The organism is Mesorhizobium sp. BR115XR7A (assembly GCF_020165315.1).
Taxonomy (GTDB): Bacteria; Pseudomonadota; Alphaproteobacteria; order Rhizobiales; family Rhizobiaceae; genus Mesorhizobium; species Mesorhizobium australicum.
Genome location: NZ_JAIUHW010000004.1, coordinates 1 through 15,982, shown reverse-complemented (window position 1 = coordinate 15,982; position 15,982 = coordinate 1). Strand labels below are relative to the sequence as shown.

Annotated in this window: 14 protein-coding genes; 5 read left to right on the top strand and 9 right to left on the bottom strand. The window is 62.7% G+C overall.

The annotated features are described in order from the left end of the window. Window positions 1–109 precede the first annotated feature (109 nt). Window positions 110–841: a hypothetical protein gene (locus tag LB557_RS09540; protein WP_224643721.1), complete on the top strand. Its 732-nt coding sequence runs from the start codon at window positions 110–112 to the stop codon at window positions 839–841. Between the two features lie 42 nt (window positions 842–883). Here LB557_RS09540 and LB557_RS09535 read toward each other — a convergent pair whose 3' ends face one another. Then, window positions 884–1,573, bottom strand: coding sequence for an HAD family hydrolase (locus LB557_RS09535; RefSeq protein ID WP_224643720.1), 690 nt, complete (start codon window positions 1,571–1,573; stop codon window positions 884–886). 171 nt (window positions 1,574–1,744) lie between these two features. On the opposite strand from LB557_RS09535, the gene LB557_RS09530 reads away from it, so the two are divergent. Beyond that, complete coding sequence (locus LB557_RS09530; protein WP_140617276.1) at window positions 1,745–2,878, top strand: site-specific DNA-methyltransferase; 1,134 nt, start codon at window positions 1,745–1,747, stop codon at window positions 2,876–2,878. Window positions 2,879–2,943: 65 nt separating this feature from the next. Here LB557_RS09530 and LB557_RS09525 read toward each other — a convergent pair whose 3' ends face one another. Continuing rightward, window positions 2,944–3,555 carry an HAD family hydrolase gene (locus LB557_RS09525; protein ID WP_224643719.1) on the bottom strand — a complete coding sequence of 204 codons (612 nt, stop codon included), beginning with the start codon at window positions 3,553–3,555 and terminating at the stop codon, window positions 2,944–2,946. Beyond that, window positions 3,548–4,687, bottom strand: a complete 1,140-nt coding sequence (mutY, locus tag LB557_RS09520) for an A/G-specific adenine glycosylase (RefSeq protein WP_224643718.1) — start codon at window positions 4,685–4,687, stop codon at window positions 3,548–3,550. The genes LB557_RS09525 and mutY overlap by 8 nt, the downstream gene beginning before the upstream one ends. 53 nt (window positions 4,688–4,740) lie before the next feature. Between mutY and LB557_RS09515 the strand changes: the two genes are divergently transcribed. From LB557_RS09515 to smc, 3 genes are all read left to right on the top strand, one after another. After that, the gene (locus LB557_RS09515; RefSeq protein ID WP_140878153.1) at window positions 4,741–5,241 is read left to right on the top strand and encodes a DUF721 domain-containing protein; all 501 of its coding nucleotides are present in this window, start codon (window positions 4,741–4,743) and stop codon (window positions 5,239–5,241) included. Between the two features lie 268 nt (window positions 5,242–5,509). Next, on the top strand, window positions 5,510–6,253 hold the full coding sequence (locus LB557_RS09510) for a DsbA family protein (RefSeq protein WP_140617272.1): 744 nt from the start codon (window positions 5,510–5,512) through the stop codon (window positions 6,251–6,253). Window positions 6,254–6,376: 123 nt separating this feature from the next. Continuing rightward, the gene (gene smc, locus LB557_RS09505) at window positions 6,377–9,835 is read left to right on the top strand and encodes a chromosome segregation protein SMC (protein ID WP_015318766.1); all 3,459 of its coding nucleotides are present in this window, start codon (window positions 6,377–6,379) and stop codon (window positions 9,833–9,835) included. Between the two features lie 212 nt (window positions 9,836–10,047). Here smc and LB557_RS09500 read toward each other — a convergent pair whose 3' ends face one another. The 6 genes from LB557_RS09500 to LB557_RS31595 form a co-directional block, all read right to left on the bottom strand. Beyond that, the gene (locus LB557_RS09500; protein WP_224643717.1) at window positions 10,048–10,416 is read right to left on the bottom strand and encodes a VanZ family protein; all 369 of its coding nucleotides are present in this window, start codon (window positions 10,414–10,416) and stop codon (window positions 10,048–10,050) included. Window positions 10,417–10,635: 219 nt separating this feature from the next. After that, a complete protein-coding gene (locus LB557_RS09495; RefSeq protein WP_140724913.1) occupies window positions 10,636–11,391 on the bottom strand; it encodes a GGDEF domain-containing protein in 756 nt (251 codons plus the stop codon). 144 nt (window positions 11,392–11,535) lie between these two features. Next, window positions 11,536–12,198 (bottom strand): thermonuclease family protein, encoded by a 663-nt coding sequence (locus LB557_RS09490; protein WP_224643716.1) that lies wholly within the window; start codon window positions 12,196–12,198, stop codon window positions 11,536–11,538. A 46-nt stretch (window positions 12,199–12,244) separates the two neighbouring features. Next, entirely contained in the window at window positions 12,245–13,447 is a 1,203-nt protein-coding gene (locus LB557_RS09485) for an ABC transporter substrate-binding protein (protein ID WP_224643715.1), read from the bottom strand. Window positions 13,448–13,474: 27 nt separating this feature from the next. Then, window positions 13,475–13,843, bottom strand: coding sequence for a hypothetical protein (locus tag LB557_RS09480; RefSeq protein ID WP_224643714.1), 369 nt, complete (start codon window positions 13,841–13,843; stop codon window positions 13,475–13,477). A 72-nt stretch (window positions 13,844–13,915) separates the two neighbouring features. Further along, window positions 13,916–15,982, bottom strand: a 2,067-nt coding sequence (locus LB557_RS31595) for a DUF5801 repeats-in-toxin domain-containing protein (protein WP_263496732.1), incomplete at its 5' end; no start/stop codon positions are given.

The following is a 15,982-nucleotide window of genomic DNA, read 5'->3' as shown; positions in this document are numbered from 1 at the left end:
CTGTTTTTCCGTTCACCACAAGGTGGTTAATTTCTGCACCGGCTCTAGTCGCATTTTTGCCGCGCGGTTGATATACGTCACCAGCTTTGCGAGAGGGAAGTGCAGTTTCATGGCGTTTCGTATATCAAGTGGTCGCTTTTTGGCGGGTCTTGCGCTCACCGGCTTTATCCTTGCCGCCGCGGGCTGCCAATCAGGCGACAATGGCATCCTGAACCTCGGTTTCGGCAAGAAGGATCCGACGGCGCCACCCCCGCCGCAGGACCCCAAGGTGCTGGCCAGCCAGCTGAACGCCTATTGCCCAAGGGTGACGGTGCGCGACGGCACGGCCTTCTTCAATACCTATGTCAACGAGGTGCAGAAGCCCAAGCCGAAGCTCAAGAAGACCGGCGATGCCGCTGCGGATGCCGCGGCCCAGGCCGCCGCTGACGCCGCTGCTGCTACGCCGCCCGACGATTCGGCGAGGATCATTTATCAGGCGTCGATCAGCGACGTGACCCGCGATTGCAGCCGTGCCGACGGACAACTGACGATGAAGATCGCGGTTGCCGGCAAGATCGTGCCAGGACCGAAATTCACGCCCGGCACCATCACCATGCCGATCCGCACCGCGGTCATGCATGGCACTGACGTGCTTTATTCGCAGATCCACCAGTATCAGGTTCAGGTGACCGATCCCTCGGTCGCGACCCAGTTTGTCTTCACCGATTCCAATGTGGTCGTACCGGCGCCGACGGCGCAGGACTATCAAGCCTATGCCGGTTACGACGAAACCGCGCCGAAGGCGACGACCGACAAGCCGAGGAAGAAGACCCACAGGAAGAAGACGGCCGCGACGAACTAGGCGGCTGTCGGCCTGGCGTGCCTCCAGCCGGACGCACGCATCTCAGGCATCCGCCGACCACTCCGACAGAGCGGCAATGACACTCTTCAGTTCCGCCCAGCGGCGGATCACCGTCTCGGCACCGGCCTCTGTCAAGGCGTCGGCATGGCCGGGATAGCTGTGGCTGGCGCCCGTAAAGCCGATCACGCGCATGCCGGCGGCCTTGGCGCCGGTGACGCCGTGCACGGAATCCTCGATGACGAAGGTGTTCGCCGGGTTGACGCCGAGCTTTTCGGCGGCATGCAGGAACACGTCTGGAGCCGGCTTGGTCTTTCCGGTCGGCGTTTCCATCGCCGAGAAGATGCGCCCGGCGAAGAACGGCAACAGATGCACCTTCTCCAGCATGAACTCGATCCGCTCCGAACGTGAGTTGGAGCAGACGCAGCGTTGCGACGTGACCGAGGCGACCGCTTCGCGCACGCCTTCGATGGCGCGCACGTCGCTGCGCAGTTTGCGGTCGACCAGTTCCTCGGCGCGGTCGATCAGCGACACCTGGAACGGGATTTTGGACTTCTCCTCAATTCGTATCAGTATGTCCTTGAGGGTCAGGCCGGCATAGGTCTCGGCAATCTCCTCCGCCGAGGTTTCGTATCCGGCCAGGGTTATCAGTTCAGCTTCGACCCGCGCGGCGATGATTTCGGAATCGACGAGCACGCCGTCGCAATCGAAGATGACAAGATCTGGCTGGGGCATGGTGATCCGAACGATGGAGGGTGGAGGAATGGCCGCTCAAGCGGCGCGGCATACACCAATGGACACGGCTTCGCAAACTCCTCCACGGCATCGATAAAGCTTCACCGAATATTTACGCTGATCGGTAACCATAACGGGCAGTAAACAGTAACGCGTGCCTTGGGTGTAAAAATGTCAGCCGTGCGTCTTCTCGACGAGCTCTCCCACGCTCCCCAGCAATCCGAATGGCTGGACACGATCCTGAAAGGCGACTGCGTCGCGGCGCTCGACCGCCTGCCGGAAAAGTCGATCGACGTCATCTTTGCCGATCCGCCCTACAATCTGCAGCTCGACGGCGACCTGCACCGTCCCGACCAATCCAAGGTCGATGCGGTCGACGACGACTGGGACCAGTTCGAGAGCTTCGAAGCCTATGACGCTTTCACCCGCGCCTGGCTGCTGGCGGCACGCCGCGTGCTGAAGCCCAACGGCACCATCTGGGTCATTGGCTCCTATCACAACATCTTCCGCGTCGGGGCCAAGATGCAGGATCTCGGCTTCTGGATTCTCAACGACGTGGTCTGGCGCAAGACCAATCCGATGCCGAATTTTCGCGGCCGCCGCTTCCAGAACGCGCATGAGACGATGATCTGGGCTTCGCGTGACCAGAAGGGCAAGGGCTATACCTTCAACTACGAAGCGCTGAAGGCGTCGAACGACGATATCCAGATGCGCTCCGACTGGCTGTTCCCGATCTGCACCGGCGGCGAGCGCCTGAAGAATGAGAATGGCGACAAGCTGCATCCGACTCAAAAGCCCGAGGCGCTGCTTGCCCGTATCATGATGGCCTCGACCAAGCCGGGTGACGTCGTGCTCGACCCGTTCTTCGGCTCCGGTACGACAGGCGCGGTTGCCAAGCGCCTCGGCCGTCACTTCGTCGGCATCGAGCGCGAGCAGGCCTATATCGACGCCGCCAATGAGCGCATCGACGCGGTGCGGCCACTCGACGAGGCGGATCTCACCGTGCTCACCGGCAAGCGCGCGGAGCCGCGCGTCGCCTTCGTCAGCCTGATCGACACCGGGCTGATGACGCCCGGCGCCACGCTCTATGACGCCAAGAAGCGCTGGGCCGCCAAGGTTCGCGCCGACGGGACCGTCGCGATCGGCGACAGCGCCGGCTCGATCCACAAGATCGGCGCCGAGGTGCAGGGATTGGACGCCTGCAACGGCTGGACCTTCTGGCATTATGAGCGCAGCGGCGGGCTTACCCCCATCGACGAACTGCGCCGCATCGCCCGGCTTGGCATGGAACGGGCAGGGGGCTGACCCCCTGCAGCTTGCCTCATATTTGGTGATTCAAAGTCTCACCGGATCGCCGCAAGCGATGGAGATCACACTCTGATCCCCAATCGCTCAAGGTCTGCTTTAAGCGTGCTGGCATCGGTGAACAGCACCGCTTGCCAGCCGGCGGCCTTGGCGCCGTCGACATTTTTCTGGCTGTCGTCGATGAACAGCGTCGCCGACGGCTCGAGGCCGAACGCGGCCACGTGATGGTCGTAGATGCCACGATCCGGTTTGATCTTGCCGATCTCGCCCGAGATGGTGACGCCGCGCGGACGATCGAGGAAATCGAAGCGCTCGCGCGCTTCGGCCAGCGTGTCGGAAGCAAAGTTGGTCAGCATCGTCACATCGTGGCCGCTATCGATCAGGCCGAGCATGATGGCGACACTGTCGTCATAGGCATGCGGTACCATCTCGTGCCAGTGGCGACGGAAATTGCGGATGTTTTCGGCGTGCTCGGGGTGCTCCGCGATCAGCAGCGCTTCGGCCTCTTCCCACGTCCGGCCGCGATCCTGCTCTATGTTCCAGTCGTGCGTGCAGATATTGTCGAAGAACCATTTTCTCTCTTCGTCGTCGGGAATGAGGCGGCTGAAGGGAATGTTCGGATCGTAATGGATCAGCACCTTGCCGATGTCGAAAACGACGTGGCGGATTTCAGTCATGGGGCCTCTTTGCACTCAATGGCGACGGTTTTTTCGTCGCGCCGGGTATCGCAGCCTCGATTGCCTTTTTCATGACGGTGGGCAGCGCCTCGCCTGAAATCTCATGGGCGGGCGACCAGAAATACCCTGCCAGGGCATCACCTTTGATGTGGGCACGAAAGACTTCGAGCTCGAGCGCGAAATGGGTGAACACATGCGTGATTGTTCCGGCGCGCCGCCAGTCGCCGGCAAAGGGCGCTGCCGCCTCTGTGGTGGCTCCGTCCACCCGCGCCGTCCAGGCGGTGGTCGGCACTTCCGTCATGCCGCCGAGCAGCCCTTTCTCTGGCCGCTTGCGCAAAAGAATGGCACCGTCGTCGCGCATGGCAACGAAAGCAGCCCCCCGCCGCAGCGGCTTGTCGGCCTTTGGCAGCCGCACCGGGAAATTTTCGGGATCTCCTGAAACAACGGCGCTGCAGTCCTCGCGCAGCGGGCACAGCATGCAGCGCGGCCGGCGCGGCGTGCATATCGTGGCGCCGAGATCCATCATCGCCTGGGCAAAGTCGCCGGGCCTTGTCGCCGGCACCATGCTCTCGACATGGGCCCGTATCTCGGCCTTGGCTTCGCTGAGCGGCGTCGTGATCGAAAACAGCCGTGAGATGACGCGTTCGACATTGCCGTCGACGACGGCGGCGTGGCGGTCGAAGGCGATGGCCGTTATTGCCGCCGATGTATAGGCGCCGATCCCCGGCAATTCTCGAAGTCCGATCTCGGTGTCCGGAAACCGGCCGCCGCGCGCCGCCACCAGATCCGCGCAGGCCTTGAGGTTGCGGGCGCGGGAGTAGTAGCCGAGCCCCGCCCAGGCTTTCATCACATCCTCCGTCGGCGCCGCGGCCAGCGCTTCGACATCGGGCCATTTCTCGACAAAGGCGAGGAAATACGATTTCACCGCTTCGACGGTGGTCTGCTGCAGCATCACCTCCGACAGCCAGATACGGTAGGGATCGGGCCGCACACCGCGTGCATGCTCGCGCGGCGTCACGCGCCACGGCAATTCGCGATGATGCGCGTCATACCAGGCGAGCAGGCGCGACGCCGTATCATCCGAGATGGCCTTGCTGGTCTGGGCCTTGCGGGTCTGGTCTGCTGGTGCCATTGATCTTGCGTTGGCCTGGCCGGTATCTGCTGGGTCGTGGCTGGAGAACGCACATGGCAGGGAAAAGGCGCTTCGGCAATCCCGTTCCGGTGAGCGATCTCGCCACCGACATCCTCGACCCGGTGCTGCGCAAGCGGGCAGGCATCTCGATCGGTCTGGTCCAGTCGTGGGAAGAGATTGCCGGACCGCGCCTGGCCATCCACTCGCGGCCCGAAAAGATCCAGTGGCCGCGCCGCCTGCACGAGGATGATCCGTTCGAGCCGGCCGTACTGGTCATCGCCTGCGAAGGCATGGCCGCGCTTCATCTGCAGCACGAGACCGGCGAGATCATCAACCGGGTGAACGCCTTCCTGGGTTTCAGGGCGATAGGCCGCATCAGGATCGTGCAGAAGCCGATAAGCTCGGGAAGAGCCCGGCCCAAACCCACCCTCAGGGCGTTGAGCGCGGCCGAAAAGGCGAAATTGTCCGATACTGTCGGGCTTATAGAGGATGACGGGCTGCGCGCCTCGCTGGAACGGCTGGGGGCGACCATTCTGGGCGCAAGGAAAGCCTAGACGGCTGCAATGAGCCCAGGGACTATCCCGAGGCCGTCTGGCCAAGGGCGAAGTGGAACGGTTACAGTCGCCCCGGTCGGCCCAAACGGAGACGATCCCCTTGGTTCTGATTGGAAACGGTCATAGGTTTGTCGTTAATCTCGCGCATTCGTGATCGCCCTTGTCAGGTTTCACGATTGGATTGGGGACAGGGATGCCTTAATTCGCGCCAACTCTCGCCTTTTCGTGCCTTTGCATTGCAAAATCCAACCCTTATCAGGTGATTCGTATGAGCCGTCCCCCGTTTGGCCAAAGCTTCTCTCGCAGAAACGTCCTGACATCGCTGGCCGCCATCCCGGCGGTGGCCCTGCTCGCCGCCTGCAGTGATTCCGGCGAAGAGGCGAAGGCCGCGGATGTCAAACCCGCGAATCCGGCAACGCCCGCAAAGCCGGCCACGCCCGCCGCGGTCCAGGTACCGGAAGCGCAGGGCACCGTCGACATGACCGAACTGATGAAGCCGGGCGCGCTGCCCGACAAGCAGCTCGGCAAGGATGACGCCAAGGTCACCATCGTCGAATACGCCTCGATGACCTGCCCGCACTGCGCGCATTTCGCCGAGACCACCTTTCCGGATTTGAAGACCAAGTACATCGATACCGGCAAGGCGCGCTACATCCTGCGCGAATTCCCATTCGATCCGAGCGCCGAAGCCGGTTTCATGCTGGCGCGTTGCGCCAAGGATAACTATTTCCCGATGGTCGACGTGCTGTTCAGGCAACAGGCGAACTGGGTCGGCGTGTCGAACACCAAGGAAGCGCTGCTGCAAATTTCCAAGCTTGCCGGTTTTACACAGGAGTCCTTCGAGGCCTGCTTGACGGACCAGAAACTTCTGGACGATGTGAGATCGGTCCAGAAGCGTGGCGCCAATGAATTCAAGGTCGACTCGACGCCGACCTTCTTCATCAACGGTAAGACCTACAAAGGGGCGATGTCGATTGAGGAAATGTCGGCCATCATCGACCCTCTGCTCTGACATCGGCTCAGTGCTGAAGCGGCAGCGCTCCGGCGCTGCTTGCCTCTCTATCCGTTCGCGCGCTCTGCGCCCTATCGCAAAACCTCGGTACACTCTTGCCGAACCGGTGTATGAGGCGCGCGAATGAAGTTTTCGCGCCTCCGCCTCCTTGGTTTCAAGTCCTTCGTCGAACCCGGCGAGTTCGTCATCGAACGCGGCCTGACCGGCATTGTCGGGCCGAACGGCTGCGGCAAGTCGAACCTTGTCGAGGCGCTGCGCTGGGTGATGGGCGAAAGCTCCTACAAGAACATGCGCGCGTCCGGCATGGACGACGTCATCTTTTCCGGCTCGGGCACCCGTCCCGCCCGCAACACCGCCGAAGTCACGCTTTTCCTGGACAACAGCGACCGCTCGGCTCCATCCGCCTTCAACGATGCCGACGAACTGCAGGTGTCGCGCCGCATCGAGCGCGAGGCCGGCTCGCTCTACCGCATCAACGGCAAGGAAGCGCGCGCCAAGGACGTGCAGCTTCTGTTCGCCGACCAGTCGACCGGCGCGCGCTCGCCCTCGATGGTCGGGCAAGGCCGTATCGGCGAACTGATCCAGGCCAAGCCGCAGGCCCGTCGCGCCCTGCTCGAAGAAGCGGCCGGCATTTCCGGCCTGCACACCCGTCGCCACGAGGCGGAATTGCGGCTTAAGGCGGCCGAGCAGAACCTCGAACGCCTGGACGATGTCGTGGGCGAGCTGGAAAGCCAGATCGAAAGCCTCAAGCGCCAGGCGCGCCAGGCTTCCCGCTTCAAGAACCTGTCGGCCGACATCCGCAAGGCCGAAGCAACGCTCTTGCACCTGCGCTGGACGCTGGCCAAGACACAGGAAGGCGAGGCGCGTTCGGCGCTGGCCACGGCCACGGCGCTCGTCGGCGACCGCGCCGCCACGCAGATGAACGCGGCCAAGGAGCAAGGCATCTCCGCCCATCGCCTGCCTGACCTGCGCGACGCGGAAGCCGCGGCTGCCGCGGCTTTCCAGCGCCTGTCGATCGCCAGGTCGCAGATCGAGGAAGAAGCTGGCCGTATCCGCAACCGGCAGGCCGAACTCGAACGTCGGCTGCAGCAGCTCGACGGCGACATTGCCCGCGAAGAGCGGATGGTGCGCGACAATGCCGACGTTCTCGAGCGCCTGCGTGCGGAAGAGGCCACGCTGAACTCCGAAAACGCCGGTGCCGCCGAGCGTGAGGCCACCACCCGCGCTGTATTCGAACAGGCCGCCTCGACGCTTGCGCAAAGCGAAGCCAAACTTGCCGCGCTGACCGCCGAGCGCGCCGAGGCCGCCGCCTCGCGCCACCAGATCGAACGGACTTTGCGCGAAACCGCGGAGCGTCGCGACCGCTTCGCCCGCCAACTCGCCGACGTCGACCGCGAATTGTCGGACATCCTCTCCAAGGTCGCCGGCTTGCCGGATCCGGCCGAGAAGCAGGTACTGGTCGAGCAGGCGATGGCGTTGCTGGAGGAGTCCGAGGCAGCGGTGGAGCAGGCTGAACAGTCGGTCATCGACGGCCGTGGCGCTGAAAGCGCTGCCCGCCCGCCGCTTCAGGACGCCAAGGCCGAGCTGGCGCGGATCGAGACCGAAGCGCGCACGCTGGCCAAGATCCTGAACGCGGCCAGCGGCGATCTCTTCCCTTCGGTGCTGGAGCAGATCAGCGTCGAGCGCGGCTTCGAGACGGCACTGGGGGCCGCCCTTGGCGAAGATCTCGACGTGCCGCTCGACCGCAGTGCACCGGCGCATTGGGGCGAAAGCGAAATCCAGCCCGGCGATGCCGCGCTTCCGGAAGGGATCAAGAGCCTTGCCAGCGTGGTTCGCGCGCCGGCGCAACTAGCCCGACGTCTTGCGCAGATCGGCATCGTCGAGGCCGCTGACGGCCGCCGGTTGCAGGGGCTTCTGGCTCCAGGCCAGCGCCTGGTCAGCCGCCAGGGTGCGCTGTGGCGCTGGGACGGCCTGACCGCCAGCGCCGATGCGCCGACCGCCGCGGCACAAAGGCTGGCACAGAAGAACCGGCTTGCCGAACTCGATGCCGAAGCGGTGCAGGCGACGCTTGTGCTGCGCCAGGCCGAGGAAGCGCTAGCGCAGGCCGAGCAGGCGCTCCGCCAGGCAAGCGAAGCCGAACGCAACACGCGCCAGGCGGGACGTGAGGCCCAGCACCGGCTGGACGCCGCCCGCAATGCGCTGGCCGAGGCGGAAAAGGCCGGCGGTGAACTATCGAGCCGGCGTGCCGCGCTGGACGAGGCGCGCGCCCGCATCGTCGACAGCCATGAGGAGACGTTAGCGGCTTTCGTCGAGGCCGAGATGCTGCTGCAGGATGCGCCCGACCTCGGCGACCTGCAATTGCAGCTCGAACAGTCCTCGGCCAATGTCTCGCGCGACCGCGCCGCGCTTGCAGACGCGCGCGCCGTCCACGAGGGCTTGCGGCGAGAAGCCGAGGCACGCACACGCCGGCTTGACGCCATAGGTGCCGAACGCAGCAACTGGCTGGAGCGCGCCGAAAACGCTTCGACGCAGATCGCGTCGCTTGCCGAACGCAAGGCAGAGGCCGAAGCCGAGCGCGAACGGCTGGCCGATGCGCCCGACGAGATCGACGCCAAGCGGCGTGCGCTGCTGTCGCAGCTCACCGAGGCCGAAACCTTGCGCAAGGCGGCAGCCGACCGGTTGCAGGAGGCGGAGAACAGGCAGGCCGAACTGGACAAGGCGGCCACATCAGCCATCCAGTCGCTGGCCGAAGCGCGCGAAACCCGCGCCCGTGCCGAGGAACGGCTGACGGCGGCCGACGAACGCCGGCTGGAGGTCGAGGCGCGCATCCAGGAAACGTTGAACACGCCGCCGCATCTGGTCATTCGCCACACCGGCCTGGAAGCCGACGATCCGATGCCCGAAATGCCCGAGATCGAACGCCAGTTGGATCGGCTGAAGGTCGAGCGCGAGCGGCTCGGCGCCGTCAATCTGCGCGCCGAGGAAGAGCAGAGGGAGCTTTCCGAGCGCCTGGAGGCGATCGTTTCCGAGCGAGAGGACATTATCGAAGCGATCCGCAAGCTCAGGCAAGCGATCCAGAGCCTCAATCGTGAAGGCCGCGAACGGCTGCTGGCCGCCTTCGATGTCGTCAACAGCCACTTTCAGCGACTGTTCTCGCATCTGTTCGGTGGCGGCACGGCGGAATTGCAGCTGATCGAATCCGAGGATCCGCTGGAGGCGGGCCTGGAGATTCTTGCCCGACCGCCCGGCAAGAAGCCGCAGACCATGACGCTGCTGTCGGGCGGCGAGCAGGCGCTGACTGCGATGTCGCTGATCTTCGCTGTCTTCCTGACCAACCCGGCACCGATCTGCGTGCTCGACGAAGTCGATGCGCCGCTCGACGATCACAATGTCGAGCGCTTCTGCAATCTCATGGACGAGATGGCCAAGACCACCGAGACGCGTTTCGTCATCATCACCCACAATCCCATCACCATGGCCCGCATGGACCGGCTGTTCGGCGTGACCATGGCCGAGCAGGGCGTCAGCCAGCTTGTCTCTGTCGATTTGCAGGCGGCAGAGGCGATGCGCGAGGCGAGTTGACGCGTCCGACCGCCATCGCGAGTTGAAGCGTCCGGCAGCCATCGGCGGACCGCTTAGGTGTTCTGATCGTGTCCGTGGGACTGGTGTTTGGCCGAGGCCCAGAGGAAATAGAGCGGGCCCATTTTCAGCACAGGCACACGACGATCCCGCTCGCGATCGCGCAGTTCGCGGTAGACCTTCACCTTCAGCGCCAACTTGCTGATTTGGCTATCTCAATGCACGCGTCGCGAAATCCAGTTCGCGCAGATTGCCGCCAGAAGTCCGCAAGCCATGCCGACGCAATCGGCGACCCAGTCGAACACGTCCAGATCACGCTCTATCAGCGACGTGCCCTGGAGGATTTCGATCGCGGCTCCAACCAGGGCGAGGAAGATGATCAGCCTCCTCTTGCGGCCCGGCCAGCCCAGACTTCCCAGAAACGCCAGGATCGCGAAGGCGCTCGCATGGTTGGCCTTGTCGTAGTGGAAGCCGATATCGATGCCGAATTCGTCGAGGCGAGATATCGGCAGCAACGCGAGCACCAAGACCGCAATGAGCGTGGCGATAAAGGCAATCCGCTCGGCGGCTGAGTAAAACTTCATTCTGTTCCGTCGATACACCAGCCATCGAGGTCGGGTCCGGAGATCTTGGTCAGGTGGCATGCCGGTGTAAGCGGCAGGCTGGCGTCCATGGCCACGATTGCATAAGCCGGCTTCGAAAAGCAACGAGCCCGTCTCGCGATCACGAGGGGATCCCAAGGCGTGCCCCGCCCATTTGCCGGCACGCCTTCCGCCTATTGGCGATAGAATGGTGACGGCTCGTCAGATTGAAGCGCGTTGAATACGCGACAGTCCAAAACCGCTTTTGCCCGACAAGCTCTCTTCGGCAGGCCGGAACATGTCCTCGAAGTCCAGGTCCTGCTCGAAAACCACGCCCCCGACGGACACGGCCAGGATCTCCTCGGCTCCCTGAGGGGCGAAATAGACCTGCGAGACAGTGGCACGGATACGCTCGCCAACCGTCCTGGCTTCGGCCTCGCTCGTTCCGGGAAGGAACACACCGAACATGGAGGCACCTATGCGGCCGACGACGTCTTGCGAGCGCACGCAAGACCGGATGGTTGAAGCGATCAGGCGCAAGGCCTCGTCGCCCCAGTTCAGGCCGAAGCGCAAGTTGATGGCGTTCAGGTGTTCAGGATGAATGACCAGGAACGCGCCCGATCGCTCGCCTTGTGGGGAAGACCTGATCGCCCGTCTCTCGATCAGCGACGTGAAGACCCTCCCGTTCAGGCAACCGGTCAGCGTATCGAAGGTCGCGGCCCGGTTGAGTTCCCGCCGATAGCGACGGATCTCGGCCAGTTTCAGGCCTATGAACACAAACAGCGGCAGGCAGATCACCACAGGCAAAAGTGTTGCCGTGATCATGCCGCGCCCGAAAGGCGTCAGCGCCTCGCTGAACAACAGCAGATAATTCAGGACGAGGGACACGCACAGGCTGCCGACGGTTCCAAGAAATGCCAGCCAGGCAATGGTCTTCCATTCATGATGGACCGGGACATCAGCTGCTGCATTGCTCATCGTCGATCTCCGTTCGATCGCCAAGCATAAGACCGGCAAGTTACGATTTCGGTTTCGAAGAACAATACAATTTGACACGTTGGTTAGATCGCCAAGCTTCTGAACGGAGGATGCTGCCCTTTGTGGCGAATCCGGTGCTGTCGCCTATGGCGGGCCGAAGATTCCCATCTCCGCCGCCCTGGCTGTTGCTTCGGCCTTGCCATAGATGCCGCTCGGCAAGGCCAGCGCCCAGCCATTCGATACCAGCCAGGCACCGACATCCTGTTTGCCCAGCCTGCATGTCACCGCGACAGGGAAGCGGTCGACCACCGGAGGCACGAAGCAGTTCAGCGCTCGCCCGCGCATCCAGTTGTTGAAAGCCGCGTAGGCCCGCTGTCCGCATGGCCACGCGCTCTCGTGAAACAGGCAGACCCTGTCGGTCTGGACGCCCTGGGTTCCACTGATGAACAGTTTCCGCCCCATGGAGTCGAAAGCAGCCGACGACGTGGCCACTGGATCGTAAAGCAATGTTTCCCGCCAATCCCTGGGCATCCATGACTTGGGGCGTGATGCGAGGCCGAGGTCGCCAAGCGGCAAACGAGGTTCCACCCGCTCCATCTCCGATCCCTCGATCTGCGGCGGTGCGATGAGATCCTCGGCAATCTTGCGGGCTGAGTTGACGATCGATCGAGCCGGATGTCGCGCGACGTCATCGCCGACGTCAGGGGCTGGGTCGGTGAGGCTTCGTTCGACGGGGAACAGGGTCGCTGCCTTGACCAGCAGCAGGATACCGATGAGAAGCTCGATGCCCGCGAGCGCGATCATCATGCGAACGCGCCCCCGATGACCCACCGGGCCGCCCGCGCCCAGTTCGCTAGAAGCTGGACGTCGATTTGGCAACCAGTTTGAGCGCACCTTTTTCAATCCGGTAAAACGGCATTGAGCGTTCGCTGGATCCATCCGCGCGGAACCTGAACAAGCCGGTCGATCCGCGAAAGCCATTCGGGTTCTCGAAAACCTGCCTGTTGAAGCCATTGGGTCCGGCAGCGCTTGCGATGCCCGCGGTCAGCGCGACCATATCATAGGCATAAGCGACATTGACGTCGGCCTGGTAATTGAAGCTTGCCTTGAAACGATCCGAAATGGGGCCTGTTTCATGTTGGTCGAGCGTCGCGATATAGGCGCCTTCGAAAAGCGGACTGGTCGGGTGCTCCAGCCAGCGGTTCGTGCCAACCACGGAGGTTGATTTTCCAGGGATGCCTTTTGCCTTGAGGGCGATCAGGATTGGCGATGGATTGCTGTCGCCGCTGGCGACGATCACGGCGTCGGGGGCGTCAACCAGCGAGCCCATGTCCGCGACCGCCTTTGCCGCGCTGTCGGCGCTCGTGTAGGGGATGGTGATCGCAAGTGCGGCGCCGTACACGCTGAGGCTGTTGGCGACGTGTTTTTCGGCAATATCGGCACCCGCGCCCGCTGGCACCAGCAGGACGAATTTCTTGCCGCCCTTGGCCGCGATTGCGCCGGCGCCCGCCGCGGCGCTGTCAGCCTCGCCAAGGCATACCGCATAGACGCCTGGGCCGCCGGCAAAATTTTCCGCGAGAGCCAGAACCACGGGCCGGTTCGAGCCCGACAGTTTCGCGACATGCTGCGCCGCCGGCAGTTCGGTCGGACCGATGACCACTTTCGCTCCCGAAGTTATGGCCTTTACCGCCAGTTGCTGGGAGTAAGCCGCGTCTCCCCTTGTGTCCTCGACGGTAAGCGTCAGCAGGGGATTACCGAGGTCCGTCATGGCGAGCTTGGCGGCGTCGAGCATCTTTTTGCCGTTTTCGCCCGCGGATCCGGAAGCGGACAGCGGCAGCAGCATGGCGACTTTCGTGGGTCCCGTGCCGAGGGACTGCGTCGCCTTGCTTGCGTTTGCCACGGCAACAACAGCAGCCGGCTGATTGGCGACCTGGATGGCAGCGGGGTCGAGCGCGTCCGACACCGAGCCTTTGGATTGGCAGCCGAACAGCGATAGCGCCAGCGCGCAAGCGACCACCCATGTCCGCAGGCGGTGAACCTGCCGGTCAGATTCCATTTTCTGCCAGCGCTTTCGCTCTTGCGGTCAGTTCATGTACTCGACCATGCGGTCGTGAAAACACTCGCATTTATTGAGCGTGTCTTCGTCCTTGTAGTTGGTCTTCAGGTAGCCGTAAGCCATGCCGCAGGCGACCTTGGCTTCCGATGCCCAGACGAAGACCGGCCGGGATGAATGGATCCATTCCGGGCTGTTGGCGACGGCAACCGACTCATCCATCAGCTTGACGACCTGTGTCGTGAGGTCGACCGTGTTGTCGGTCAGCACGAGGTTGGAGGTTCCAACGGTGCGGCAATAGTCGGCCACAGGTCCCTCGATGATGTCGGCGGCAAAGCCGGTCGATCCCGCCAACAGCAGCGCCGTGGCCGAAATCAGTAATTTTGAACAACGCTTCATTTAAGTCCCTCTCCAAACTGCGGTATTATGTTTCGCTAATATGTAGCATGAGAGAACGGCCGCGCATAAGTGCTAAATCGTGGCCGTGTGCTGTGTGTGAGCCGTGTCGTCGTAAATCAGACTGATGGTGCCGGCGACAGGTGCGTTCTGCAAGACGGCGACGTCGACGAAATTGGCGCCACCGGTTGTACCATTGGCGTCGACGCTGAGCGTGTGTGATGCCGAGTCGTATTTCACGAAGTCCCCGATATTTGCCCCTGGACCTGTTTCAAACAGGGATGACAGGTCGATCTTGTCGCCTTGTGCACCACTGTAGTCGGCGATGAGGTCCTTGATGTCCAACCCGTCGAGCTTGAATGTGTCGGCGCCCGTGCCGCCGGTCATGGTGTCCTGGCCGGCGCCGCCGATGAGAAGGTCGTTGCCGGCGTTGCCGTTGATCGTATCGTTGCCGGCGCCGCCATAGAGCACGTTGTTGCCGCTGTCGCCATTCAGCGTGTCGTTGAAGTCCGACCCGATGATATGAGGCGCCGCCAGCGTCGAAGTATACAAATGGGAGTCACCGGCCAGATCTGACGAGTGATTCTGGATGGTTTGTCCCGTCGGGCTCAAAGTGATACCGATGGTGCCCGCAGCTGTGTCGTTATCGCCATCGACAACACTGACGGGAAGATCGAAGCTCACCGGACTGTTTGTCGAAGCTGCCGCGCCAAAATCTCCGAGTTTGAACGTGTCACCCGACTCGTAACCAATCTCGAGACTGTTATACCCATTGGCCGTGTAGGTGGCTATTGAGGTGTTCTGCAGGATGGATCCGACCACGGCCTCGTATTGAGTTCCAGGAGCGGCACCGTCGACGAAATGCACTGTAAATACGTGACCGCCAACCGTGACGTTCGTCGTTGTGGTGCTGATCTCGGCGAACGTCACCAGCTTGGTCTCGCCGTTGTAGCTCAATGCGACCGCGGTAACAGAATCCTGGACGCCGTCGCCAACCTTTACGTTCCCATCCGGATCGTCGAAGGCGGCGAAGCGAGCCGCGGACTGAGATGAGATACCGGTGAACTTCGCCGACGCGCCGTTCGTAGTATAATGTCCTTCGAAGAGATGGGTCGAGGGCGACGAGTAGCTGCCGTTCGGAGGGTTGCCGGTCAAATCTACGACGAAGTCAAGGCGCATTTTCTCACCTGACCCAACCGAATTGCCACCGCTGACGCCGCCCTCATTGGCGTTAGTGTTCAAAGTTCCAGAGCTGACTCCGCTTTCTATGGGCGTAAGCAGCAGATCCTTGCTGTCGTCATTGGCCGCCGTATTGAAGCCTGCCCAAGCCCCGTTGCCGCCAACGAAATCATAGCCACCTCCGTTGAAATCCACAGTGGTTATGCTGTCCACAGTTCCGTTCATCTCGACGGAGTAGGAAGCGGTCGCCGGGTTGAGCGTAATGACAAACACGGATGTGGCGCCGGCCAGACCCGTGAGCGTGTGGCCGTCGGCTGAGACGTCGTACACGATCGAAACGCCGTTTGAGGTCAGTCCGCTTGCCGTGCCTTCGAGCGACGTCGGGAAGATGACTGTTCCGCCATCAGCGCCGTAGTTGTTGGTAAGTATCCCGTCGATATCGAGGTCGAACGAGACGGCCGCTCCTGCTCCGTTTGCCACAACTGCGGAGGCCGGAGATATTGCCGTCGGCAAGGCATCGTCGAAGCCGAGATTGCCGCCCAGGTCGGCGCTCACCGTCGAGGTCGCCTGGTCGTTGTCGCCATCCGTCACCGTCGCCGTCGCCGACAGCGTCACCAGGCCATTGGCAAGGTCGATGTGGGCGTTGTTGTTGGTGGTGTCGAGGCTCTCGGGCAGGTGGTCGATCTGCTGATACTGCGTCAGCGTCACCGTGCCGGCCGCATTGACGGAGATCATGAAGACATCGCCATGCGTGGCCGTCGTGCCGACGATGTCGTTGCCCACCTTGGACAGCGTGATTGCCTCACCCTGGCTGGTCAGGCCCGAATTCTCGCCGGGAGCTGTCACCGACAGCGTGTAGCCGCTGATCACCGTCGAACCGGCGCCATCCGCGCCATAGCTCGGCGTCACCGCCCCAAGGAAGGCGGCCGCGAAGCTTGCGCTCGCCGTGTCGGTATTGTTGCC